Annotated in this window: 21 protein-coding genes; 10 read left to right on the top strand and 11 right to left on the bottom strand. The window is 66.6% G+C overall.

All coding sequences use genetic code 11. The features are described 5' to 3' along the window. The first annotated feature begins 2 nt into the window (after nucleotides 1-2). On the top strand, nucleotides 3-464 hold the full coding sequence (locus GQY20_RS13215) for an MOSC domain-containing protein (RefSeq protein WP_198350949.1): 462 nt from the start codon (nucleotides 3-5) through the stop codon (nucleotides 462-464). Further along, nucleotides 461-1,657 carry a phosphoglycerate kinase gene (locus GQY20_RS13210; protein WP_157217564.1) on the top strand — a complete coding sequence of 399 codons (1,197 nt, stop codon included), beginning with the start codon at nucleotides 461-463 and terminating at the stop codon, nucleotides 1,655-1,657. Before GQY20_RS13215 ends, GQY20_RS13210 begins: the two co-directional genes overlap by 4 nt. A gap of 219 nt (nucleotides 1,658-1,876) precedes the next feature. Here GQY20_RS13210 and GQY20_RS13205 read toward each other — a convergent pair whose 3' ends face one another. Then, nucleotides 1,877-2,383, bottom strand: coding sequence for a TlpA family protein disulfide reductase (locus GQY20_RS13205; protein ID WP_157217563.1), 507 nt, complete (start codon nucleotides 2,381-2,383; stop codon nucleotides 1,877-1,879). Nucleotides 2,384-2,662: 279 nt separating this feature from the next. Between GQY20_RS13205 and GQY20_RS13200 the strand changes: the two genes are divergently transcribed. Together GQY20_RS13200 and GQY20_RS13195 are read left to right on the top strand one after the other, a co-directional pair. Then, nucleotides 2,663-3,556: a fructose bisphosphate aldolase gene (locus GQY20_RS13200; protein WP_157217562.1), complete on the top strand. Its 894-nt coding sequence runs from the start codon at nucleotides 2,663-2,665 to the stop codon at nucleotides 3,554-3,556. A 98-nt stretch (nucleotides 3,557-3,654) separates the two neighbouring features. Beyond that, nucleotides 3,655-4,320: an O-methyltransferase gene (locus GQY20_RS13195; protein WP_157217561.1), complete on the top strand. Its 666-nt coding sequence runs from the start codon at nucleotides 3,655-3,657 to the stop codon at nucleotides 4,318-4,320. A gap of 20 nt (nucleotides 4,321-4,340) precedes the next feature. Here the strand turns inward: GQY20_RS13195 and GQY20_RS13190 are convergent, their stop codons facing one another. Beyond that, entirely contained in the window at nucleotides 4,341-5,060 is a 720-nt protein-coding gene (locus GQY20_RS13190) for a DUF72 domain-containing protein (protein WP_157217560.1), read from the bottom strand. A 4-nt stretch (nucleotides 5,061-5,064) separates the two neighbouring features. On the opposite strand from GQY20_RS13190, the gene thiE reads away from it, so the two are divergent. Next, complete coding sequence (gene thiE / locus GQY20_RS13185) at nucleotides 5,065-5,727, top strand: thiamine phosphate synthase (RefSeq protein WP_232476034.1); 663 nt, start codon at nucleotides 5,065-5,067, stop codon at nucleotides 5,725-5,727. A gap of 213 nt (nucleotides 5,728-5,940) precedes the next feature. Here the strand turns inward: thiE and GQY20_RS13180 are convergent, their stop codons facing one another. Continuing rightward, on the bottom strand, nucleotides 5,941-7,122 hold the full coding sequence (locus GQY20_RS13180; protein ID WP_157217558.1) for an MFS transporter: 1,182 nt from the start codon (nucleotides 7,120-7,122) through the stop codon (nucleotides 5,941-5,943). A 147-nt stretch (nucleotides 7,123-7,269) separates the two neighbouring features. Further along, nucleotides 7,270-8,493 (bottom strand): Rieske 2Fe-2S domain-containing protein, encoded by a 1,224-nt coding sequence (locus GQY20_RS13175; protein ID WP_157217557.1) that lies wholly within the window; start codon nucleotides 8,491-8,493, stop codon nucleotides 7,270-7,272. A 133-nt stretch (nucleotides 8,494-8,626) separates the two neighbouring features. Between GQY20_RS13175 and GQY20_RS13170 the strand changes: the two genes are divergently transcribed. Beyond that, nucleotides 8,627-10,912 (top strand): ATP-dependent helicase, encoded by a 2,286-nt coding sequence (locus GQY20_RS13170; RefSeq protein ID WP_157217556.1) that lies wholly within the window; start codon nucleotides 8,627-8,629, stop codon nucleotides 10,910-10,912. Between the two features lie 192 nt (nucleotides 10,913-11,104). On the opposite strand, the gene GQY20_RS13165 is transcribed toward GQY20_RS13170, so the two are convergent. From GQY20_RS13165 to GQY20_RS13145, 5 genes are all read right to left on the bottom strand, one after another. Then, on the bottom strand, nucleotides 11,105-11,557 hold the full coding sequence (locus GQY20_RS13165) for a hypothetical protein (RefSeq protein WP_157217555.1): 453 nt from the start codon (nucleotides 11,555-11,557) through the stop codon (nucleotides 11,105-11,107). Nucleotides 11,558-11,567: 10 nt separating this feature from the next. After that, nucleotides 11,568-11,891, bottom strand: coding sequence for a YbaB/EbfC family nucleoid-associated protein (locus GQY20_RS13160; RefSeq protein ID WP_157217554.1), 324 nt, complete (start codon nucleotides 11,889-11,891; stop codon nucleotides 11,568-11,570). Beyond that, nucleotides 11,888-13,501 carry a DNA polymerase III subunit gamma/tau gene (locus GQY20_RS13155; RefSeq protein ID WP_157217553.1) on the bottom strand — a complete coding sequence of 538 codons (1,614 nt, stop codon included), beginning with the start codon at nucleotides 13,499-13,501 and terminating at the stop codon, nucleotides 11,888-11,890. The genes GQY20_RS13160 and GQY20_RS13155 overlap by 4 nt, the downstream gene beginning before the upstream one ends. A gap of 101 nt (nucleotides 13,502-13,602) precedes the next feature. Beyond that, nucleotides 13,603-13,785, bottom strand: coding sequence for a hypothetical protein (locus GQY20_RS13150; protein WP_157217552.1), 183 nt, complete (start codon nucleotides 13,783-13,785; stop codon nucleotides 13,603-13,605). A gap of 380 nt (nucleotides 13,786-14,165) precedes the next feature. After that, on the bottom strand, nucleotides 14,166-14,945 hold the full coding sequence (locus GQY20_RS13145) for an SDR family NAD(P)-dependent oxidoreductase (protein WP_157217551.1): 780 nt from the start codon (nucleotides 14,943-14,945) through the stop codon (nucleotides 14,166-14,168). 155 nt (nucleotides 14,946-15,100) lie between these two features. Between GQY20_RS13145 and GQY20_RS13140 the strand changes: the two genes are divergently transcribed. The 4 genes from GQY20_RS13140 (at nucleotide 15,101) to proC (ending at nucleotide 20,631) form a co-directional block, all read left to right on the top strand. Next, the gene (locus GQY20_RS13140) at nucleotides 15,101-15,367 is read left to right on the top strand and encodes a hypothetical protein (RefSeq protein WP_157217550.1); all 267 of its coding nucleotides are present in this window, start codon (nucleotides 15,101-15,103) and stop codon (nucleotides 15,365-15,367) included. Nucleotides 15,368-15,413: 46 nt separating this feature from the next. Further along, entirely contained in the window at nucleotides 15,414-17,450 is a 2,037-nt protein-coding gene (locus tag GQY20_RS13135; protein ID WP_198350948.1) for a hydantoinase/oxoprolinase family protein, read from the top strand. A gap of 190 nt (nucleotides 17,451-17,640) precedes the next feature. After that, complete coding sequence (locus GQY20_RS13130; protein ID WP_157217549.1) at nucleotides 17,641-19,659, top strand: hydantoinase B/oxoprolinase family protein; 2,019 nt, start codon at nucleotides 17,641-17,643, stop codon at nucleotides 19,657-19,659. 186 nt (nucleotides 19,660-19,845) lie between these two features. Next, the gene (gene proC / locus GQY20_RS13125; protein ID WP_157217548.1) at nucleotides 19,846-20,631 is read left to right on the top strand and encodes a pyrroline-5-carboxylate reductase; all 786 of its coding nucleotides are present in this window, start codon (nucleotides 19,846-19,848) and stop codon (nucleotides 20,629-20,631) included. 117 nt (nucleotides 20,632-20,748) lie between these two features. On the opposite strand, the gene GQY20_RS13120 is transcribed toward proC, so the two are convergent. Continuing rightward, nucleotides 20,749-22,218, bottom strand: a complete 1,470-nt coding sequence (locus GQY20_RS13120; RefSeq protein WP_157217547.1) for an MATE family efflux transporter — start codon at nucleotides 22,216-22,218, stop codon at nucleotides 20,749-20,751. Between the two features lie 105 nt (nucleotides 22,219-22,323). Next, entirely contained in the window at nucleotides 22,324-24,972 is a 2,649-nt protein-coding gene (locus GQY20_RS13115; RefSeq protein ID WP_157217546.1) for a valine--tRNA ligase, read from the bottom strand. Nucleotides 24,973-25,008: the final 36 nt, after the last annotated feature.

The following is a 25,008-nucleotide window of genomic DNA, read 5'->3' as shown; positions in this document are numbered from 1 at the left end:
GCATGGTGTCAGGCCGCCTGATCGGCATTGCCCGCAAGGTGCGTCCGCGCGCCGCGGTGGAATCGGTCGATCGGGTGGCTGTGAGCCTGGACGCGGGAATCGCGGGCGATTTCCGCGGACGGATCAAGCCCGGCGGACGAGGGCGTCGCCAGATCACCATCCTCGCGATGGAGGACTGGCGGGCCGCTCTCGACACGCTGGGCTTTTCCGTCGCCTGGCAGGAGCGGCGCGCCAATCTGCTGGTGGAGGGCATCGCCCTGCCCCGCCGGAAAGGCGCGCGGCTTCGCATCGGCGAGATAATGGTGGAAATCACCGGGGAATGCGATCCATGCAGCCGCATGGACGCGGTGGCGCCCGGCCTGATGGCGGCGCTGGCGCCCGACTGGCGCGGTGGCCGCACGGCACGGGTGTTGGCAGGCGGAGTCCTCGCCATCGGGGACGATATGAGGGTGGAGACGGCATGAGCAGCTTTCGGACGCTGGACGATCTGGGTGACGTGCGCGGCAAGCGCATATTGGTGCGCGAGGACCTGAACGTGCCGATGGCCGATGGCCGGGTGACCGACGATACGCGGCTGCGTGCCGCCGCTCCGACGCTCGCCGAACTTGCCGACAAGGGTGCCAAGGTGCTCGTCCTCGCGCATTTCGGCCGGCCCAAGGGCGAGCGCAAGCCGGACATGAGCCTGGCGATGGTGACGGGTCCGCTCGGCGGGGTGCTGGGCCGCGAAGTGACTTTCGTCGACGATTGCGCGGGCGACGAGGCCGCTGCCGCGGTAGCCAAGCTTGCCGATGGCAGCATCGCCGTGCTGGAGAATACGCGCTTCCACAAGGGCGAGGAAAAGAACGATCCCGCGCTGGTGGCCGAGATGGCCAAGCTCGGCGACATCTATGTGAACGACGCCTTCTCCGCCGCGCACCGCGCCCATGCCTCGACCGAAGGCCTCGCCCATGCGCTGCCCGCCTATGCCGGCCGCTCGATGCAGGCCGAGTTGGAGGCGCTGGAGAAGGCGCTCGGCAAGCCGGAGCATCCGGTGGCCGCCGTGGTCGGCGGTGCCAAGGTCTCGACGAAGCTCGACGTGCTCAAGCATCTGGTGAGCCGCGTCGATCATCTGATCATCGGCGGCGGCATGGCCAACACCTTCCTCGCCGCCCGCGGCGTCGATGTCGGCAAGTCGCTGTGCGAGCACGATCTCACCGGCACCGCGCTCGAGATCCTCGACGCAGCCGATAAGGCGAACTGCACCGTCCACCTGCCCTATGACGTGGTGGTATCGAAGGAATTCAAGGCGAACCCGCCGACGCGCACCGTGAATGTGCACGAGGTGGCCGCCGACGAGATGATCCTCGACGTCGGTCCCGCGGCGGTGGAAGCGCTCGGCGATGCGCTGAAGACCTGCCGCACGCTGGTGTGGAACGGACCGATGGGTGCGTTCGAAATCGCGCCCTTCGACGCGGCGACGGTCGCCCTCGCCAAGACCGCGGCGGCCCTCACCAAGAGCGGCTCGCTGACCTCGGTCGCCGGCGGCGGCGATACGGTGGCGGCGCTCAATCACGCCGGCGTGGCAGACGACTTCACCTTCGTCTCGACCGCGGGCGGCGCCTTCCTGGAATGGATGGAGGGCCGCGAGCTACCGGGCGTCAAGGCGCTGGAAGGCTGACGGGCAACATTCCTCCCTTCCGGGAATCGTTGCGAAGCGGGACGAAGCCCCAAAACGCGTCATCCCAGCGAAAGCTGGGATGACTCCCGCCACGCAGCATCTGCTTGTCGAGGGCGATGCCAGCTTCCGCCGGAGGCGAAGTTCATCCCGAGCGAAGCCGAAGGGCTGGCATGACGCGATTTTGCAGCGCCTCTATGAACGACACGAATAACCCGGTCCTCAACCCGCGGGCGCCGGCTCCTTGAGCAGCGGCACGAGGATCGCATTCAGCTCATCCAGATCGAAGGCGCCGGCCCTGGCGTAACGGACGCGGCCGGCGCGATCGATCACATAGTTGGTCGGCACCCCGCCGAGCGGCGCATAGGGCCCCTTGATGCCGCGCGCCGGCGTAATGTGCAGCGCCTCGAATAGCTTGCGCATCTTGTAGAGCGGGAGCGAATCTTCGGTCGTGACCGCGAATACCTTCAGCCCATAGCCCTTCTGCAGCTCATAATAGGTGTCGAGCAGCGGCAGCTCTTGCCGACACGGCCCGCACCATGTCGCCCAGAAATTGAGCACGACCACCTGACCGCGCAGATCCGCAAGCGAGACTTTGCCGCGGTCCATCAGCGTGACCTGGAAATCCGGCGCCGCATCCCCGACCCGTGGCGGCTGGGCTGCCCACGCCGGTTCGGCGAGCAGCAATGCCGAGGCCAACAGGCCCGCAGCAATTTCCCGGAAGATCATGACGCAAGCCCCCAAAAGCCATGAGACGGATTAATGCGGACGGACATGGCGATGCCGCCCTTTTGTGCACTGCCGCGAGGTTGCCCTTGCCAACGCCTTGGCCTAACAGCGCCGACAGGGACAGCAACAGAGCAATAAGCAGAGCCAGCATATTGCCATCGATCGCGCAATCCGCACCGGCGGGAGTGTCCGTTCCGGACGAAAATGGTGCAGGCGGCGCGGCGGGATTTGGATGTGACGGTCGCCGGATGGGCCGGCGCCACGGGGATGGGTGACTCTATGCAAGATCAGGAAATGACGTCGAAGATCGCCGAAGGAAAAGGCTTCATCGCCGCGCTCGACCAGAGCGGCGGTTCGACCCCCAAGGCCCTCAAGGGCTATGGGATCGAGGAAGGGGCCTGGTCGACCGAGGAGGAGATGTACGGGCTCATCCATCAGATGCGCAGCCGCATCATCACCTCCCCCGCCTTCACCGGCGACAAGGTGATCGGCGCGATCCTGTTCGAGCGGACGATGGACGGCCTGATCGACGGCAAGCCGGTGCCACAGGTGCTGAAGGAGCGCGGCGTCGTTCCCTTCATCAAGATCGACAAGGGTCTTGAGGACGAAGCCAATGGCGTCCAGCTGATGAAGCCGATGCCGACCCTCGACGCGCTGCTCAGCCGCTCGAAGGCGCTCGGCGTGTTCGGCACCAAGGAGCGTTCGGTGATCAATCTCGCCAATCGCGAGGGCATCGCCGCGATCGTGAAGCAGCAGTTCGAGGTGGGCCAGCAGGTGCTCGCCGCCGGCCTGATGCCGATCATCGAGCCGGAAGTGAACATCAAGAGCCCGGAACGCGCCGCCGCCGACCAGATCCTGCTCGAAGAGCTGACCAAGGCGCTCGACGCGCTGACCGGCGATGACAAGGTGATGCTGAAGCTCAGCCTGCCGGCCAATCCCGGCCTGTTCGATCCGCTGGTCGATCATCCGCGCGTGCTGCGCGTGGTGGCGCTCTCCGGCGGCTACAGCCGGCCCGACGCCTGCACGGAGCTCGCCAAGAATCGCGGCGTGATCGCCAGCTTCAGCCGCGCACTGCTCGAGGATCTGCGCCATCAGATGACCGACGCGGAATTCGACGCTTCGCTCGGCGCGGCGATCGACGAAATCTACACGGCCTCGACCCAGAAGGCCTGAATGCCCTCGGCGGCGGGGCCCTGCGCTCCCGCCGCCGCACTGGCACCCCGACGCCTCGCCGGCCTATAGGCGTGCGCAACCGGTAAGGAGCGGAGGCCATGGCCGAACGCGATTGGTACGGCGTCGACGACTATATCAGCCGCAAGCTTGCGAGCGGAGACGAGGCGCTCGATGCCGCGTTGGCCGCCAATGCCGCGGCCGGCCTGCCCGCGATCGACGTCTCCGCGCCGCAGGGCAAGCTTCTCGGCCTCTATGCGCGGATGATCGGCGCGCGGCATATTCTCGAAATCGGCACGCTCGGCGGCTATTCGACCATCTGCCTGGCGCGCGCCCTGCCCGCAGACGGCCGGCTCGTCACGCTGGAAATCGATCCGCATCATGCCGAGGTCGCGCGATCCAACATCGCGCATGCCGGCCTCGCGGATCGCGTCGACATTCGCGTCGGCCCGGCACGCCGGACGCTGGACGCGATGCGGGTGGCCGGCGAAGGACCGTTCGATCTCGTCTTCATCGACGCCGACAAGCCCAGCAATCCCGACTATTTCGCCGCCGCGCTCGCCATGGCGCGCAGCGGTACGGTGATCATCTGCGACAATGTGGTGCGCGACGGCCGGGTGATCGATGCGCAGAGCACCGAGCCCGCAATCGTCGGCACGCGCGCCCTGTTCGATATATTGGCGAGCGATGCACGCGTGGACGCCACCGCGATCCAGACCGTCGGATCGAAAGGCTGGGACGGTTTTGCGATCGCGATCGTGAAATAGCCCGTCGATCCGAAGAACGTCTAATCCCGCAGAAGGCGCAGCAGCGCCCTGGCATCCGCAATCGCATGCGCATCGCCATCATTGTTGAAGAAGCCCCAGACCTCGCGCCCGATCTTCTCCTGCCCGGCCATCCAGTCGCTCCAGCCGCGCAGCTTCGCCGCGCTGTAGCGGCCCCAATATTTGCCCTTCCCGCCGTGAAAACGAACATAGGCCACACGACCCACAGCCCAGCGCGGCGTCTCCAGGCCGGGAAAATCATGCGCGCAGAAAGAGGCTCCGTGGCGATCGAGCATGGCGCACGCCTCTTCCACCATCCAGCTCGGGTCGCGAAATTCGAAAACATGGGAGAGATCGGGAGGCAGAAGCTCGAGAAAGGCCGCCAGCCGCTCCGCATTGAAATGCCAGTTGGGCGGAAGCTGGTAGAGAATGGGGCCGAGGGCGGGGCCGAGATTGCGCGCATGATCGAGAAAGCGCGCCACCGACTCGCCCGCATCCTTGAGCTTGCGCATATGGGTTATGAAACGCGGCGCCTTCACGGCGAAGCGGAAACCCTTGGGCGCTGCGTCTCGCCAGTTCGCGAAGGTTTCCGGTTTCGGCAGGCGATAGAAGCTGTTGTTGAGCTCGACCGCGTCGAATACGAATGCGTAATATTCGAACCAGCGCTTGACCGGCAGCTCTTCCGGGTAGAAGCGGCCCCGCCAGTGCCGATAATTCCATCCTGAACAGCCAATCCGGATCATGATGATGCCCAACGAAGATTTCGCCGATCTGTTCGAGCAGGAAGAACGTCCGGGCTGTCAGCTCTATCTCATATCTCCGTCGGCTGTTGATGCCGGCTTTGCCGGGCGGCTGGCCGCGGCGCTCGATGCAGGGCCGGTAGCCGCCTTCCAGCTGCGGGTGAAGGGCATAGACGATCACGCCATCGCGCGGGCTGCGGAGCCGCTGCAACGCCTCTGCGCCGATCGCGACGTCGCGTTCATCGTCAACGATTCGATCGGGCTCGCCAAGCGGCTGGGCGCGGACGGCGTGCATCTCGGCCAGGAAGACGGCGATCCGCGGGAGGCCCGCAAAGTGTTGGGCCGAGAGGCGCAGATCGGCGTGACCTGCCACGACAGCCGCCACCTCGCGATGGAAGCGGGCGAGGCCGGCGCCGATTATGTCGCCTTCGGCGCCTTCTTCCCGACCACGACCAAGGAAACCCGCCATCGCCCCGATCCCACCATCCTGAGCTGGTGGGCGACGATCAGCGGCATACCGACGGTGGCGATCGGCGGGATCACGCCCGACAATGCGGGCGTGCTGGTAAAGGCAGGCGCCGACTTCCTCGCCGTCTCGGGTGCCGTCTGGAACGATCCCGAAGGCGAAGCGGCCGCGATCGCGAAATTCCTGAAGCTGCTGGCTCCTTGAAGCTTTCTCTGGCTTGCGGGAGAAGGATTTTAGAGCATCGAGCGTAAAATCTGAACCGTCATGCCAGCGGAAGCTGGCATCACTCTCGACAGGCAGCCGGGTGACTGCGGAGAGCGCCCCCAGCTTCCGCCGAAGGCGGAGTTTATCCTGAGCGAAGTCGAAGGGCTGGGGTGACGCAGGTGGCGTGAATGAGCCAGATTGAACGCACTGCGCTCAACGCCGCCGATCCATACCCAGCGAAATCGCCCAGATCGCCAAACCGCCGAGCGCGAGGCCGCAACCGACCCAGCCGGTCGACGTCCAGCCATGGCCCGCGGCGATGGCCAGGCCGCCGAGGAACGGCCCGAGGGCATTGGCGGTGTTGAAGGCGGAATGGTTGAGCGCGGCCGCCAACGCCTGGGCATCACCCGCGACATCCATCAGCCGGGTCTGCAGGACCGTGCCGAGCGAGCCGCCGATGCCGATCACGAGGATATCGGCAAGGACCAGCGGAAAGCTCGATGCGGCGAACGGGTAGACGGCCAGCGCCGCGGCCGAAAGCAGCAGCAGCGCCCCCGCCGTCGGCATCAACGCCCGATCGGCGAACTTGGGGACGATGAGATTGCCCGCGGTCATGCCGATGCCGAATACCGCGAGCGCGACCGGCACGAGATGGGGGCCGACCCCGGTTACGTCCATCAGCGTCGAGGCCATGTAGGTGTAGACGCAGAATAGTCCGCCGAAGCCGATCGCACCCGTGGCGAGGGTCAGCCACACCTGCCCCCGCGCCAGCGCCCCCAGTTCGCGCAGCGGGCTCGCGCCCTGTTCCGGGCGATCGTGCGGCGCGAACAGCGCAACCAGCATGGTCGTGAGAAGCGCCAGCGCGGCGACGACCGCGAAGCCCCAGCGCCAGCCGATCGCCTGGCCGAGGAAATTGGCGAAGGGCACGCCGAGGATCGTCGCGACGGTGAGGCCGAGCATCACCCGCCCCACCGCTGCGGTGCGCCGGTCGGGCGGGACGACCGATACCGCCACCAGCGCGGCGATGCCGAAATAGGCGCCATGCGGCAGGCCGCTCAGGAAACGGAACAGCAGCATCCAGTGGTAGGTCGGCGCGAGCGCGGACAGGCCGTTGGCGAAGGCGAACACGCCCATCAGCAGCATCAGCAGCGTGCGCCGCGCCATGCGGGCCGACAGCACCGCGATCAGCGGCGCGCCAACGACGACGCCGAGCGCATAGGCGCTGATCACATGGCCCGCCGTCGGCTCGTCGATATGCAGGCCGGGCGCGAAATAGGGCAGCAGGCTCATCGTCGCGAATTCGGTGGTCCCGATCGCAAAGCCGCCCATGGCGAGCGCGAAATGCACGAGGCCGGGATGGTGGACGCCCTCCGCCCGTTTCTGCAGTCCACTCATCTTTCGTCTCCCAACCGAATCAAAGGCGATCGCGGCCCGGCGGCGCGAACCTGATCACTCCTCTCTCGTGTCGCTTTGGCGGAGGTTCGGGGCTGCGCTCAGCCGGGGCTCAGCGCGAACAGGTTTTTCTCCGCAACCGATTACTGCCTATGCCGTCTGGCCATAGGCTCCTTCAAGCGGAATTATCGGGCAGGTCGTCCACTGCTTGGTCGGCCGCCCCTCGGCCAGCGCCTGGAGCTCGCGCGCCATGATCCGGCGGAGCATCACCACGCCGGCGTCGGTGCGGCCGAGATGTTCGGCATGACGATCGGCGATGGTGCCCTGCCCGCCCTGCGCCAGCGAATCCTCTATCTCCACCAGCATCGGATGGTCGCGTACGTCCTCGATGGTGGTGATGCCGTTGCGCAGGATCGGCCCGGCGATGTCCGCCGGCCTGGGCAGCGTCCGGTTGAGCGCCTCCTGCGCCTCATATTCGCGCGCATAGCTTTCGACCTCGTCGGCCGATACCGGCACGAGCTGCGAGATATAGGCCCAGTGGCTGTGATCGTCGATCGGCACATGGGTGAGGTAGGTGCGGCGGAAGCTGGGTCCCGCGCTGCGTTTATTGTAACCGTTGAAGGTCGGGATCAGCAGCTGCACCGTGGCCGGGAACATCAGGATCGCCGTGTTGATCGCCCCGCCGCCAATCTCCATCGTGCGGCGGACGCCATAGTCGAGCTCCTCGTTCTTCTCGGTCTCCAGCGCCAGATCATAGTCGATTTCGTGCAGCTCGCCGGTCTGGTGCGTCCAGCGGGCATGATAGGGATCCCAGTCATTCTCCCAGCTCTGGAAGAAATTGACCGGCAGCATCGTCGCATAATTTTCGACGACGCCCTCCCCGCCGAAATCCGGAAAGGGCGGAAAGGCGGGCGGCTCGCCCTCGCCGAAATAGACGTAGATCAGCCCGAAAAATTCTCGCGTGGGATAAGCGCCGATGCGAATGCCCGCGCCGGATTTGCCGCGCTCGCCCGGCCGCTCGACGCAGGCGCCGTCGCCCGCGAACTTCCAGCCATGATAGAGGCAGCGTATCTCCTCGCCCTGCACCCAGCCCACCGACAGCTGCGTGCCGCGATGCGGGCAGTGATGATCGACCACATAGGCCGTGCCCGATTCGCCGCGGTAGAGGGTGAAGCGCTCGTTCATCACGGTGATCGGCTTGGCCTTGCCCGCCGGAAGATCGATCGAGCGCGCCACCGGCTGCCAGAACAGCCGCATGTAGCGGCCCATCAGCGTGCCGGGCCCGGTGTAGGCAAATTCGTCGATGAAGGCTCTGTCGCGGGCGATGCTGCTCGGGGAACGACGGGCTGTGGGATCGAGCTGGCTCACGGTCATCGGGCGCTCCATCGGGTGAGGATGACGGAGAAGAGCAGCACGGGCCCCTACGGGTCTTGTGCTGCACCGCACGATAAATTGATGGCGACTCCCGGAACTTGCCCTCGCCGCCGCTGTTCCCTAACTGTTCGCCGTGACCCAGCCGATGCCCTCTTCCGATCCGCCTTATCTGAGCGGTCTCAACGCCCCCCAACGCGAGGCGGTGCTGACCACGGAAGGGCCGGTGCTGGTGCTCGCCGGGGCCGGCACCGGCAAGACGGCGGCGCTCACTGCGCGGCTGGCGCACCTCATCTACACGCGCAAGGCCTGGCCGTCCGAGATTCTGGCCGTCACCTTCACCAACAAGGCTGCGCGCGAAATGAAGGATCGCGTCGGCCGGCTGCTCGGCGAGGTGGCGGAAGGCATGCCCTGGCTCGGCACTTTCCACTCGATCGCCGCGCGCATGCTGCGCCGCCATGCCGAGCTGGTGGGCCTGCAGAGCAACTTCACCATCCTCGACACCGACGATCAGCTCCGCCTCCTGAAGCAGCTGATCGCCGCTGCCGATCTGGACGAGAAGCGCTGGCCCGCTCGCCAGCTCGCCGGGCTGATCGATCGGTGGAAGAATCGCGGCTGGACGCCGGCCGAAATCGACGCGGCCGAGAGCGAGACATTCGCGAACGGGCGCGGTCGCGAGCTCTATTCCGCCTATCAGGCCCGGCTGCGCGCCGTGAACGCCTGCGATTTCGGCGATCTGCTTCTCCACACCCTCACCATCCTGAAGACGCATCGCGACGTGCTGGAGCAATATCAGCAGCGCTTCCGCTACATCATGGTGGACGAGTATCAGGATACCAATTCGAGCCAGTATCTCTGGCTCCGCCTGCTCGCCCAGAGCCGCAAGAACATCTGCTGCGTGGGGGACGACGATCAGTCCATCTACAGCTGGCGTGGCGCCGAGGTGGCCAACATCCTGCGCTTCGAGAAGGACTTTCCGGGCGCCGTGATCATCCGGCTGGAGCAGAATTACCGATCGACCCCGCATATCCTCGCCGCCGCATCGGGCGTGATCGCCAACAATGGCGGCCGGCTGGGCAAGACGCTGTGGACCGAACAGCGCGAGGCGGACGGCAGCGACGGCGAGAAGGTGCGCGTGATCGGCGTGTGGGACGGCCCGGAGGAGGCCCGCCGCATCGGCGAAGAGATCGAGGCGATCCAGCGCCGCGGCGGCCGGCTCGACGACGTCGCCATCCTGGTGCGTGCCCAGTTCCAGACCCGCGAGCTGGAGGACCGCTTCATCGCGATCGGCATGCCCTATCGCATCGTCGGCGGCTTCCGTTTCTACGAACGCGCCGAAATTCGCGACGCCCTCGCCTATCTGCGCGTCGTCAACCAGCCGGCCGACGACCTCGCCTTCGAGCGGATCGTGAACGTGCCCAAGCGCGGCCTCGGCGACAAGGCGGTGGCCAAGATCCACCTCGCCGCCCGTGCCGACGGCCTGCCGCTGACGCTCGCCGCGGCGCGCCTCCTCGACACGGACGAGCTCACCGGCCAGGCGCGCCGCTCGCTCGGCAATCTGATCGGCGACATCGCGCGCTGGCGCGACATGGCGGGCGCGCTGCCCCATGCCGAGCTCGCGCGGCAGATCCTCGACGAATCCGGCTACACCGCGATGCTCCAGGCCGAACGCTCGGCCGAGGCCGCGGGGCGGCTGGACAATCTCACCGAGCTCGCCCGCGCCATGGAGGAATATGAGACGCTCGGCGCCTTTCTCGAGCATGTCAGCCTCGTCATGGACAATGATGCGGCGGCCGAGCGCGACAAGGTGACGATCATGACGATCCACGCCGCCAAGGGGCTGGAGTTCGACACCGTGTTCCTGGCCGGCTGGGAAGAAGGCGTCTTCCCCTCGCAGCGCGCGCTGGACGAAGGCGGCCTCGCCAGCCTCGAGGAGGAGCGCCGCCTTGCTTATGTGGCGATCACCCGCGCGCGCCGCCGCGCGATCATCCTCCACGCCGCCAACCGCCGCATCTACGGCCAATGGACCTCGTCCATCCCCTCGCGCTTCGTCGGCGAGCTGCCCGATCCGCATATCGAGAGCGAGACGACGATGACCGGCGGCGAATCGCTGTGGCGCGCCCAGTGGAGCGAGCATAGCGACCCCTTCGCCCATGTCGGCCGCGGCACCGGCCGCGGACCCGGCTGGCAGCGCGCCTCCGCCAGCGGCATCGACACCCGCCCGACGCGGCTGACCGAAGCGCGAACCTCCGCCGCCAGCTTCGCCGCCAAGCCGCGCAGCGACATCGCCATCGGCACGCGCATCTTCCACACCAAGTTCGGCTACGGCACCGTCGCCGAGATCGAAGGCAACAAGCTGGAGATCGATTTCGAGCATGCCGGCCGCAAACGCGTGCTCGACAGCTTCGTCAGCCTGGCGTGAAGAGGCGTGTTTCGAACGCAGTGGGAATGACCACTTTGCCGTTCGTCCCGAGCGCAGTCGAGGGAACCCTTCGAGCGTAGTCGAGAAGGCGACGTTGGCTGCCTCGGCTTCGCTCGGCATGGTCCCTCGGCTTCGCTCGGGACGAACGAAACGAACGTCGGTCGAATAGGCCGGAGGCTAAAATCTGAACGGTCATGCCGACAGAAGCTGGCATGACGCCTCCCCACCGACCCTACTCCGCCCCATATTCCGCGTCGTCCGATCGAACATGTCGATGATCCGTGCCACCGGCACGGAATAGACGCCGCCTTTACCCTGCTGCCATTGGACGATGCCTGGCACCGCATCCGGAAAGGTCGGACGAAGCGGCGACAAGCGTGTCACGCTGGCATCGAGCGCAGCTTTTGTGAGCGGAGCATGACTCAGCACCGCCGGCACGCGCGGATTGGCGAGCCGAAAGCCGATCACCGAGACATGATAGACCGGCCCACCAATTCCCTTCGGCCCGTCCGGATCGATCTTCTGGATCTTGAGCAACGAACCCTGATCGCTCGCCCTAGTGCGATATTCCCAGACCTGTCCCGTCGCGTAACGGCCCGGCGGCAGCGCAGGCGCCGCCGCGAGCAGGGCCGCGGCCAGCAGCATCGGCGGGCGCTCAGAACGGCAGCTTGAAACCCGGCGGCAGCGGCAGGCCCGCAGTCATCTTGCTCATCTCCGAATTGGAGGCCGCATCCGCCTTGGCACGCGCATCGTTGAGCGCGGCGGCGATGAGATCCTCCAGCATCTGCTTCTCGGACGGATTGAGCAGCGATTCGTCGATATCGACGCCGATGATGCGCCCCTTGGCGCTGGCCTTCACCTTCACCAGCCCGCCGCCGGACACGCCCTCCACCTCGATCGTATCGAGATTGGCCTGCGCCTTCTGCAGTTCGTCCTGCACATTGGCAGCCATTTTGAGAATGTCGTCGAGACTCTTCACGCGTGGTTACTCCTTAGCCATCCGTCAGGCTTCGGCGGATACTCTTCCACATGGGCGTTGGGAAAGGCCTCAAACGCGGCCTTCACGACCGGCAATGTTTCGACATGCGTCTCCCAGTCGCGCTGGGCATCGTCTTCCTGCTCGACGATGCTTTTCTGGCGGATTCCATCGCTGAGCGCGACCGTCCAGGCCTGCCCGGTCAAAGAGCGCAGGATGGGAGCGAGTTGCGAGACGAACGCCGAGTCGAAATCCTTGAGGCGGCAGAGCACGATCTCCGGCGGTTCGTAACGCACGAGGCCGACCTTGATGCGCAGATCCTCGGCGAGCAGCGGCTGGCGATTCTGGCGCAGCCCCTCGATCAACGCGGGAAAATCGGGCGGGATCGCCAGCAGCGGGCGCTGCTCCTCGGCCGGCGCAGGCGTGTTGGCCGACGGCGGGGCAGCGGCGATGCCTTCGCCATTCGCCAGACGGCGGGCCAGTTCGCCCGGATCGGGCAGCTGGCTGGCGTGGACGACCCGCAGCAGCCCCATCTCGGCCGCCTGCAACGGCACCGGCGCGGTCTGCACCTCCTCCAGCCCCTTGAGCAGGAGCTGCCACAGGCGATGGAGCGTCGCGTAGGACAGGCGGCTCGCCCATTCGGCATAGGCTTCCCGCTCCTCGACGGACTGGGCGGGATCGCCAGCGCCGCTCGCCTTGGCGCGGGTGATGCCATGCGCGGCCTCGAGCAGGCCCCGGAACAGGGCGGCGGGCTCGACGCCCAGGTCGTGCTGGTCTGCCACGGCTGCCAGAACGCCCGGCGCGTCCCCCTGGAGCAGCATGCCGAACAACCGCCGGACGGCACCGCGATCGGACAGGCCCAGCATCTCGCGCACATGCTGGGCGCTCACCCCGCCCGCGCCATGCGCGATCGCCTGGTCGAGGATCGAAAGGCCGTCACGTGCCGAGCCCTCCGCCGCACGCGCGATCAGCGCCAGCGCCTCCGGCTCGGCCTCGACGCTCTCCGCCTCGGCGACATGCGCGAAATGCGCAGCCAGCGTCTCCGCCGGGATGCGCCGCAGATCGAAGCGCTGGCAGCGCGAGAGCACCGTGATCGGCACCTTGTTCACCTCCGTCGTGGCGAACAGGAACTTCACATGGGGCGGCGGTTCCTCGAGCGTCTTCAGGAGCGCGTTGAACGCGTTCTTGGAGAGCATGTGGACTTCGTCGATGATGTAGACCTTGTATCGCGCCGAGACCGCCGCATAGCGCACCGCCTCGATGATCTCGCGTACGTCGTCGACGCCGGTATGGCTCGCCGCGTCCATCTCGACGACGTCGATATGCCGCCCCTCGGCGATCGCGACGCAGGGCTCGCAAACCCCGCACGGATCGATCGTCGGCCCGCCCTTGCCGTCCGGTCCGATGCAGTTCAGCGCCTTGGCGATGAGCCGCGCCGTCGAGGTCTTGCCGACGCCGCGCACCCCGGTGAGCAGGAAGGCATGGGCCAGCCGGTCGCGCCGGATCGCATTGCCCAGCGTCTGCACCATTGCATCCTGGCCGATGAGTTCGGAAAACCGTTGCGGTCGATATTTGCGCGCGAGCACGCGATAGGGCTGCTGGGATTCGGACATGTCCCAAGGTTAGCACAGCGCAGGTAGGCAGGCGAAGCCCGTGGAAGGCACGGGCTGGTGCCGCCTCGAAACGCGCTCTGCCGCGAATCCGGGACAGTGACTCAGCCCGAGGAGGGCCGCTCCGTCACCGAATGGGGATGGCGCTCGGCGGAATCGTCCTGGTCGGCAAAGACTCGCCAGCCGTCATTGTCGCGGACCAGGGCAATGCCGCAGCGCTTGCAGGATGCACGCCAGTCGAGACCGTCATGCCAGGCACGATGGCGGTTGGGCTTGTGCCCGGTCAATATGCAAAGGCCCCGGCTTACCAGATCCACCACAGCATGAGGCCTGCCACCGCTGCCAAGACCAACTCCAGCTCAACTTGACGTGTCGGGCTGATGGAGAATTTTTTCATAGGCCCCTTCCCTTTTCATCGCGACCTTGCAGCCACGTATCCTCGAGGCGACCATGTTTTCACTGCTGTCAGTAAGATGACGCAGCGCAGGATAGAATGCGAGTGAAAACTTCTTAACTGCCGGGCGATCGGCAGGTACAAAATCGGGATCAGCCGATTCAGCGCCGTTTTTCAACCTGTTACCGGAACCGATCGCCGCCTGTCACATCCGTTTGCAGTGTGATGCGGTGCGAAAGTGGGAATTGCTTTCGCACCGACTCGTGCCCGCGCTCAGGACTTCACATAGGCCCAGCCGCCATCGAGATTGAGCGTCTGCCCGAGCACCAGCGCGCCATCCTCCGACGCCAGATAAAGTGTGCCCCGGGCGATCTCATGGGCGGTGCAGGGCCGCCCGAGCGGCAGGCTCTCGGACATGGTCGCGCGCGCCTTGGGATCGGCGGCGAAGAAACGGTCGAGCATCGCGGTATCCACCAGGCCGGGGCTGACCGAGGCGACGCGCACCCCGGTACGTGCCAGTTCCAGCGCGGCGGACTTGGTCATCGCCAGCACCGCGGCCTTGGAGGCGGTGTAGACGGTCAGGCCGGCAAAGCCAACATGTGCGGCAATCGATGCGAAGTTGATGATCACGCCGGCGCCACGCGGCTTCATCAGCTTCACCTCCTCGCGCATGCACTGGAAGGTGCCGAAGATGTTGACGCCTACCACCCGCTCGAAATTGGCATCCGGCTGATCCTCGAGCAGCGCCACCGTTCCCTCGATGCCGGCATTGTTGATCGCGATGTCCAGCGGCGCCGGCCGGGCGGCGATGGTGGCGAACAGGTCGGCGACGTCCGCCGGGATGGATACGTCCGCGCTGATGAAGCTGACATCGGCGCCGCCGGCCCGGATGCTTGCGGCCACCGCCTCGCCGTTCGCTGCATCGCGATCCACCAGGATCAGGATCGCGCCCTCCTTGGCGAACTCCTCGGCGATCGCCTTGCCGATGCCGGCACCCGCGCCCGTCACCAGCACCGTCTTGCCCACGAACCGCCGCATCGCCTGATCCGTCATGCTTCGCTCTCCTCCGTTTTTCCGTCGTTCCAATACGCAAAGGTCATTGCACCGGCGCTTCCGATCGCATTTTGCGCAAGACTCCGCGTTAGAGCAGGCTATAATGCCGCAAAAGCCGGGACGCTACCGGCACGATCGAGGACGAGGAAAGACGGATGGATCTGGGATCATCGACCTTCGCACCGGAGGTCCGTCAGGAACGCAAGCCCGTCACCGAGGCGGCGTTGCGCGAAGCCGGCGTCGATCTCGCCCGCGATTTCCCCGGCGCCACGATCGACGAGTTTCGCGAATATCCCGTTCTCTCGGAAGGCGGCTGGTTCATCGTGATCAAGCATCAGCCGACCTTGCGCACCGTCAGCCGCAAGCCCTGGCGCCTGCTCGGCCCGGTCACGCTGCTGACCGAGGGCCTCGATTTCGACTGAGCCGCCCTCCGCTGGGCAACGGAATTGATTTCAAGGAGAGCATGGCGTGCTGATCGGTGTCGACGTGGGCGGAACCTTCACGGATGTCGTGGCGATCGCGGACGGAAAGATATCCACCGTCAAGGTCTCCACCGACGTGCGCAACACCGAGCGGGGCGTGCTGCAGGGCGCGAAGGAGATCGGCGTCGAGCGCGCCCGCGTGTTCAGCCACGCCAGCACCCACGGCCTCAACGCGGTGCTCACCCGGCGCCTGCCCAAGGTCGGCTTCCTCACCACCGAGGGCCACCGCGACATGCTCGACGGCGGCCGCGTCTGGCGCCCTCCGGAAGCGCTCACCGATCCGCACTGGCGGCGCAGCTATGGCGACGTCGCCCGCCCGCTGATCCCGCGCTACCTGCGCCGCGGCATCAACGAGCGCGTGCTGACCGACGGCAGCGTGCTGATCCCGCTCGACGAGGAGCAGGCCCGTCATCAGCTGCGCGTGCTGCGCGAGTGCGAGGTGGAAGGCGTCGCCATCTGCCTGATCAACGCCTATGTGAACCCGTCACATGAGCGCCGCCTGCGCGAGCTGGTGCGCGAGGAGCTGGGCGAGGTTCATTGCTCCATCTCCAGCGAGGTCTCGCCGCTCGCCAAGGAGTTCGCCCGCGCGTCGACCACCGTGATCGACGTGTGCATGAAGAAGATCTACGGCGCTTATACCGAGCGGCTGGATCGCGGCCTGCGCGACCTGGGCTTCGGCGGCGATCTCAACTATGCCAATTGCGCGGCGCATCTGCTCGCGGCGGACGTCGCGATGCAGCGGCCGTTCGAGATCGTGTTCGCCGGCCCCGCCGCGGGCACGGTGGCCAGCGCGCATTTCGGCCGGCTGATCGATCGCGGTAACCTGCTCTGCGCCGATATCGGCGGCACGACCTGCGACATCAGCATGGTGTCGAACGGCAAGCCCTTCGTGAACACCACCTTCGAGCTGGAGCATGACCTGATCGTCAACGCCCTCTCGAACGAGGTGGTGAGCATCGCGGCCGGCGGCGGCAGCCTCGTCACGATCAATCAGGCGGGCGAGTTGATGGTCGGCCCCGGCAGCGCGGGCGCGGATCCCGGCCCGGCCTGCTACGGCAAGGGCGGCGCCGTGCCGACCACCACCGACACCTTCCTGCTGATCGGCATCATCGATCCGGACGGCTTCGCCGGCGGGCGCATGAAGCTCGACAAGCAGCTCTCCATCCAGGCGTTCGAGGGGCTGGACACCCGCCTCTCGCTGCAGGACCGGGTACGCTATGCCTTCAACGTCAGCGTCAACAACATCGCCGAGGGCATGGCGAACGTCGCCGTGCGCCACGGCATCGACCTGCGCGACTACAGCCTCGTCGCCTTCGGCGCGGCCGGGCCGATGACGGTGCCGGCGACGCTGGAGCTGCTCAACGCGCGCGAGGTGATCGTGCCGCCCCACCCCGGCCTGTTCTCGGCCCTTGGCCTGGTCAGCTCCGAGCAGACCTACAGCGACAGCCGCAGCGCCTACACTATCCTGACGCCCGACGTCGCCGCCGAGATCGATGCCGTCTATCGCGAGATGGAGGCGGCGATGCGCGCGAGGTTCAAGGGCCGCGAGGACGAGCTCGTCTTCGTGCGCGCCTTCGACGGGCGGCTGCTCGGCCAGAGCTGGGAGACGCCGTTCGTCCCCGTCCCGGCCGGGACCATCGACGCCGCCGGCGTCGAGGCGATGATCGAGAATTTCCACCAGGTCTATCAGAGCCGCTCGGGCAACCGCTTTCCCGCGCTGCCGGTGCAGGGCGTCACCTATCGAGTCGAGGTGGTGCTGCCGACCTCCAAGGTCGATTACCCGATCCTGCCGCCGCGGGGCGACGAGCCGTTGCAGCCGATCCGCGAGATCATGCTGGACTATCTCTACGAAACGCCCGTGAAGGCATATGAATATGATCGTGAGGCGTTGCGCGCGGGCGACGTGATCCACGGGCCGGCGATCATCCGCGAGGCCTTGTCGACCACCTTCATGCTGCCCGGCCAGACGATGCGCGTCGGCGAGCGCGGCGAGCTGCACATCATGCGGGCGCAGAGAGGATGATCGATTCGAACCTCATCGTCATCCCGACGAAAGTCGGGATCCATTCAGCGCTCCGCAGCAGGACGGACGTGACGTTGCGTCCTGCTTTCGTCGGAGTGTTCATGGATCCCGACTTCCGTCGGGATGACGGCGATTTGCACAGCGGCCGTGCCCTTATAGGAATGACGGGTAACGGCGAAGGAGCCACACGATGAGCGCCACTGCCCTGATCGATCGCGACGACGACCGCATCGCCGACGCCCCCGCCGGCCGCTTCGGCCGCAGCGCCAAGCCGCTTCGCGATCTCACCGAGGCCGAATTCCGCGGGCGCTACGGCTCGGACCAGTTCACCATGACGATGCTGGCGAGCCGCTTCCGCTACGTCATGAAGCATATGAGCACCGGGCTGCTCAACACCGCCTTCTCGATGATCCTGCGCGACTGGTATGATTTCGCCGCCACCCTCTCCGGACCGCCGGAGATGGACTATGCGATGAGCACCGGATCGGATTCGATGCTCATGTTCATGGGCACCATGCCCGACGGCGTGCGCAACACGATCGAGGAGTTCGGCCCGGAGAATCTCCAGCCGGGCGACATGATCCTCGCCAACGATCCCTATCGCGTCGGCCTGCACGTCAATGACGTCGCCTTCATCCGGCCGCTGTTCCACCAGGGAAAGCTGGTCTCCTTCCTCGCCTTCCGCGCGCACCAGCTCGACATTGGCGGGATCGTGCCGGCCGGGTTCAGCGCCACCAAGCAGAATGTCTACGAGACCGGCCTCGTCATCTCGCCGACCCTCATCTACCGCGACAACAAGCCGGTGAAATCGGCGTTCAACCTGATCTTCGACAATGCGCGCTACTGCGCGATGCTGCTGCCGGATATCAAGTCGATCAACCAGGCGCTGAAGCTGGGCGAGCAGCTGCTGGCGGAAACGATCGAGCGCTACGGCATCGAGGCCTATCTCGGCGCGATCCGCTACAGCTGCGACGTCGCCGCCGATGCGATGCGCGAGGCGATCCGCACGCGCATCCCGGACGGCGTCTATGAAGGCGAGGACGTGATCGATGCCGACGGCATGGACGATCGTTTCGCCTATAAGGTGAAGGTGGCGATCACCAAGGCCGGCGAGAATCTGGAGATCGACTTCAGCGGCACCTCGGCGCAGGCGCGCACCAGCGTGAATTGCAGCCCGCTCGACGTGAAGGCGACGGTGGGCGTCGCGCTGAAGATGCTGATCGAGCAGGATACGCCCTTCGCCTCGGGCGCCTATCGCAACATCGACATCGTCATGCCGCCCGCGACCATCTGCAGCGCGACGCCGCCCGACGGGCCGGTGTTCATCTATTGGGAGGCGCTGTCCGCGGTCTTCGCCTCGGTCTATCGCGCGCTCGCGCCGGTGCTTGGCGAGGATGCGGTGGCGGGCGACTTCGGCTCGCTGATGGTCCACAATGCCAACGGCCTGCGCAAGGATGGCACGCCCTGGGTGACGGCGGCGCAGTGCGGCGGCGAGCATGGCCCCTGGGGGGCGAGCAAGGCCGGCGACGGCGACAGCTACAACGTCCTCCAGATCCTCAACAATATCGATCCGGCGATCGAGGCGATCGAATCCGACACGCCCGTCGTCGTGCTGCGCCGCGACTATGTCGCCGACAGCGCGGGCGCCGGCTTCAACCGCGGCGGCGCGGCGGTGGTGAAGGACACGCTGTGGCTTTCGGATGCCGAGCATTCGACGATCGGCCCGATGCATGCGCGCCTGCCCGCCGGCAGCGGCGTCAATGGCGGCACCGACGGCAGCGGCCAGGCAAGCTGGGTCTTCCCTCCCGAGGCGTTCGATGTCGCCGCCGAACGCGCGCTGCTGCCGGTGGATCCCGCCATCTACGCCCGCTCGGAGCCGATGGGCGGCATGTTCGATCCCGAGACCAAACAGGCCGATCCGAACGGCGACTATGTCTATTTCGCCAAGGAGAAGACGCTGCGCACCAGCCCCGGCACCTTCCTGCGCTACACCACCGGCGGGGGCGGCGGCTGGGGTGATCCGCTGACCCGCGATCCCGAGCGGGTGAAGAACGACGTGCGCGACGAATATGTCAGCATCGAAGGCGCGTATCGCGACTATGGCGTGATCGTACGGGGCGATCCGGCGAACCATCCCGAGAAGCTGGTCGTCGACATGGAAGCCACGAAGCAGCGCCGCGAGGAGTTGATTGCCGCCCGCGCCGCTTGATCGAAGCGCCCAAGCCTCTTACCCCCTTCATCCTCCCCGCAGGGGGAGGGGGACCATGCGCAGCATGGTGGAGGGGTTCCCGCGTGCAACGGACGTAGCGCCTGCCGTCAACGGGCCCCCTCCACCGCGCTGCGCGCGGTCCCCTCCCCGTTTCGGGGAGGATGAGATTTCGCAGGGAGTTAGGACATGAGCGGAAGCGTGCTGCTGATCGGAAGCGGCCGGATGGGCGGCGCGCTGGCGCGAGGATGGATCGCGACGGAATCGGTCGCCGTGTTCGATCCGATGGCGCCTGCGATCGACGGGACACGCAAGCTCGACACGCTGGACGACGCCCGGCATCTCCCCCAGCCGCTCACCGTCGTCATCGCCGTGAAGCCGCAGATGCTGGATCAGGTGCTGCCCTCGCTCATTCCCCTGGCCGAGCAGGACGCCCTGTTCGTCTCGGTCGCCGCGGGCGCGACCGTCGCGCGCTACACCGCCATCCTCGGCGACAAGGCACGTGTCGTACGCACCATGCCCAACACGCCGGCCGCGATCGGCAAGGGCATCACCGCGCTGGTCGCCGGCCCCAATGTCGACGGCGCGGCACGCGCCTATGCCGAGATGCTGCTGAAGGCGGTCGGCGAGACGGTATGGGTCGAGACCGAGGCGCAGATCGATGCCGTCACCGCCGTCTCGGGCAGCGGACCTGCCTATTTCTTCCGCTTCACCGAGGCTCTGGCCCGCGCCGGCGAACGCGAGGGCCTGCCGCCCGAACTGGCGATGAAGCTGGCCCGCGCCACTTTCTCCGGTGCCGGCGCCCTCGCCGACTCCCGCTCCGACCCGATCGCGGACCTGCGCGTGGAAGTCACCAGCCCCGGCGGCACCACCGCCGCGGCGCTGGCCCGCTTCGACGCCGACGACGCGCTCGACAAGCTGGTCGCCGACGCAGCCGACGCCTGCGCGAAACGCTCGCGCGAGCTTGCGGGTTGAACGGGCTTTTCCGCCCGCCACTGTTGGAAAAGTGATGGTTTGAGATCGATGCCTCACCCCGGATCAAGTCCGGGATGACGAAGAACAAACGGGTCGCTTTGACCGGTAGCGCCGCCCTCACCCCGCCGGGTACATCCGTCCCGCCGGCTCGCAATCGCTGAGCGCCTGCTCTTCCGCTTCCATCGGGCTCGGCGGCACCGCCATACGCAGCGTCTTCCAGCGGCCGCTGCGATAATAGAGCGCCTGCAGGATCAACGAGGCGATCGAACCGGCCGGAAAGCTCCACCACAGCGCCTCGGCGCCCCAATGCGGCAAGCCGGTAAGCGCGATCATGAAGCGCACCGGAAAGACGCTGACGATCAGGATGATCAGCGGCGCGACCACCGCACCGTTGGCGCGCACGACGGCGGTCAGCACCATGCCGATCCCGAACAGCGCGAAGCTCCAGGAAACGACCAGGTTGATGTGCCGCGCGATCGCGATCGCATGGTCGTCATTGCCGAGAAACAGCCACAGCACGTGGCGATCGGCCAGGCCGATGATCAGGATCAGGGCGCCGGTCACCACGAGGTTCATCATGATGCCGGCACGCGCGACCAGGCCGACGCGATCCCAGCGACCGGCGCCGATATTCTGCGCCGCCATAGCACTGACCGCCGCGCCCACCGCCATCGCCGGCATCTGGATGTAGGTCCAAAGCTGGCTGGACGCGCCATAGGCCGCAGTGGTCGCGGTGCCCTGCCGATTGACGAGACCGATCATCGCGAGCGCCGACGTCGAGAAGACCAGCACCTGCAAGCCCATCGGCAGGCCCTTGGCGAAGATCATGCGCAGCAGCGCGCCCTGCGGCAGGATATAGCGCAGTTCCGGGCCGCGCAGCCGGATCAGCAGGTCGCGCGCATAGATATAGGCGACGAGGCTGACGAAGCTCACATAATTGGCGATCAGCGTCGCCGTCGCCGATCCGGCTATGCCCATGGCGGGTATCGGCCCCAGCCCGCGGATCAGCACCGGATTGAGCGCGACGTCGATCACGGCGGAAAGCGCCATGAACCACAGCGGCGTCAGCGAATCGCCGGTCCCGCGCAGCGACATGATGAGCAGCGTCGACAGGAAGGTCGGCGGCATCGAGAGGAAGATCACGCGCAGATAGGCGAGCGCCAGCGGATAGACGTCGGCCGGAGTCGCCAGCAGACGCAACAAGGCAGGCGCCAAAAACCAGCCCGCCGTCATCGTCACCAGCGAGGCGAGCACGAATATGCCGAAGGCGGTGCCGATCACGCGGCGCGCGGCATCGACGTCGCGCCGGCCGATGCTCTGGCCGATCAGGATCGTCGCCGCCATGCCGAAGCCGAACACCGCGGAGAACATCAGGAACATCACGATATTGGCGTTGGTGGTCGCCGCGATCGCCTTTTCACCGAGAAACTGCCCGATCCAGACTGCGTTGATCGAACCGTTGAGCGACTGGAGGATCGAGGACGCAAGCGTCGGCAGCGCGAACACCAGCAGGGTTCGCGTGATCGGGCCGCTCGTCAGATCCTTCTGACCAGGCCGGACATTGGGAATCGGGGCGTCAGCTTCCATGCCCCGCCCTATGGCCGCGGAGGTCCTATGGGAAGGCCGGAAGCGGCCATGTCGCTTTTTAACAACGCGTCATGCCGGCGGAAACCGGCATAACGAAATACGGCTTCATCCCAGCCGAGCCAGCGCGGCCCGCAGGCGATCCGCCTCCGCAGACTTGGCGGCATGATCCTCCCGTGCCTTCGCGACCGCCTCGGGCTTGGCCTTTTCGACGAAGGACGGATTGGACAACCGGCCGCCCAGCGAGTCCCGCTCCTTCTCGGCAGCGGCGGCGGCCTTGTCGAGGCGGCTGCGCTCCGCGGCAAGATCGATCACGCCCTCCAGCGGCAGCACGAAGGTCGCCTCGTCGACCACGATCTGCGCGGCGCCGCCCGTCGCAGCGCCGCCGATCGTGACGCTCTCGATCCGCGCCAGGCGAGCGAGCGCCGCCTGCTGGGCGCCGAGGCGCGCCTCGGTGCGCGGCTGTGCGTCGCGCACGATCATCGGCAGGCGCGCGCCCGGCGGCACGTTGAGCTCGGCCCGCGCGGTGCGAATCTCGCCGACCAGCCGGATCAGCCAGTCGATCTCCGCCTGCGCCGCAGGATCGATCGCCCGCGCGTCGGCCATCGGCCATTTCGCCAGGATAAGGTCGTAGGACCGCTCGCCCAGCGCATGCCACAGTTCCTCGGTGATGAACGGCATGAAGGGATGCAGCATCACCAATATCTGGTCGAGCACCCAGCCCGCCACCGCGCGCGTCTCGGCCGCCTCCGCTGCGGCGGATTCGGGGCCGAGCAGCGGCTTGATCAGCTCCAGATACCAGTCGCAGAAGGTCGCCCAGACGAACTGGTAGATGCTGTTGGCGCTTTCGTCGAAACGCAGGTCGGCGAGCGCGAGATCGAGCGCCTGCACGGTCTTGACCGTCTCGGCGACGATCCAGCGGTTGACCGGCAGTTGGGCCGCCGGCGGCTCGATCGTCGCGGAGGCGCCGATGCCGTTGGACTGGGCGAAGCGCGCGGCATTCCACAGCTTGGTCGCGAAGTTGCGATAGCCCTCGACCCGCTTTTCATCGAGCTTGATGTCGCGGCCCTGGCTCTCCATCGCGGTCAGCGTGAAGCGCAGCGCATCTGCGCCATATCTGTCGATGAGGCCCAGCGGATCGACCGTGTTGCCCTTCGACTTCGACATTTTCGAACCGTCGGCCGCCCTGACGAGGCCGTGCAGATACAGCGTCTTCCACGGCACTTCCTTCATGAAGTGCAGCCCCTGCATCGCCATGCGCGCATCCCAGAAGAACAGGATGTCGAAGCCGGAGATCAGCACGTCGTTGGGATAGTGGCGGGAGAGCGCCGTCGTCTGATCCGGCCAGCCGAGCGTGCCGAACGGCCACAAGGCGGACGAGAACCAGGTGTCGAGCACGTCGGGATCGCGCGTCAGCTTCTTGTTGCCGGCCAGCGCCTGCGCTACCGCCTCGTCCTCGGCGACATAGGGCGTGCCGTCCTCGTCATACCAGGCCGGGATCTGGTGGCCCCACCAGAGCTGGCGCGAGACGCACCAGGGCTGGATATTCTCCAGCCAGTTGAACCAGGTCTTCTTCCACGTCTCGGGCACGACGCGGATGGCGCCATCACGCACGGCCGCGATGGCCGGGCCGGCGAGCGTCGCGGCATCGACATACCATTGATCGGTCAACCACGGTTCGATCACCGCGCCCGAACGATCGCCATAAGGCGTCTGGATCGCCCGATCCTCGACCTTTTCGAGCAGACCGAGCGCTTCCATCCGCTCGACGACGCTCGCGCGCGCAACGGAGCCCGGCAGGCCGAGCAGATCGTCGGGGATCAGGCCGTCGGCGGTCTGGATCAGGTTCGCGTCGGCATCGAGCATGTTGAGCATGTCGGCCGGCTTGAACCCGGCGCGCTTGCCCACCTCGAAATCGTTGAAGTCATGCCCCGGCGTGATCTTCACCGCGCCCGAGCCGAGCTCGGGATCGGCATGCTCGTCCGCCACGATCGGGATCAACCGGCCGGTGATCGGCAGCCGTACCTGCTTGCCGATCAGCGCCTTGTAGCGCTCATCCTCGGGATTCACCGCGACGGCCATGTCCGCCAGCATCGTCTCCGGCCGCGTCGTCGCGACCGAGATCGCGCCGGAGCCGTCGGCGAGCGGATAGGAGAAGTGCCAGAACTTGCCCTGCACCTCCTTGGTCTCGACCTCGAGATCCGAGATCGCGGTGCGCAGGCCCGGATCCCAGTTCACCAGCCGCTTGTCGCGATAGATCAGGCCTTCGCGGTGGAGATCGACGAACACCTTGATGACCGCGCGGCTGAAGCCCTCGTCCATCGTGAAGCGCTCGTTCGCCCAGTCGCAAGAGGCGCCGAGACGGCGGAGCTGGCGCGTGATCGTGCCGCCGCTCTCCTCCTTCCACTCCCACACCTTGGCGATGAAGGCCTCGCGGCTGAAATCGGTGCGCTTCTGCTGGCGCTCGTTGAGCTGCCGCTCGACCACCATCTGCGTCGCGATGCCGGCATGATCGGTGCCGACCACCCACAGCGCGTCCTTGCCCTGCAGGCGGGCATGGCGGATCAATATGTCCTGCAGCGTATTGTCGAGCGCATGGCCGATGTGCAGCGACCCCGTCACATTGGGCGGCGGGATCACGATAGTGAAGGGCTGCGCGTCCGGGCGCTCGGGACGGAACCGCCCCGCGCTTTCCCAATGGGCGTACCAGCGCGCCTCGATGGCGCCGGGGTCGAAGGTCTTGGGCAGATCGGTCATGATGCCCGCGGCTTTAGCGGGCGGAACGGGCCGCGC

Origin of the sequence: Flavisphingomonas formosensis (assembly GCF_009755815.1) — a bacterium.
In the GTDB taxonomy this organism is placed as follows: domain Bacteria; phylum Pseudomonadota; class Alphaproteobacteria; order Sphingomonadales; family Sphingomonadaceae; genus Flavisphingomonas; species Flavisphingomonas formosensis.
This window is presented reverse-complemented; position numbering and strand designations above follow the sequence as displayed.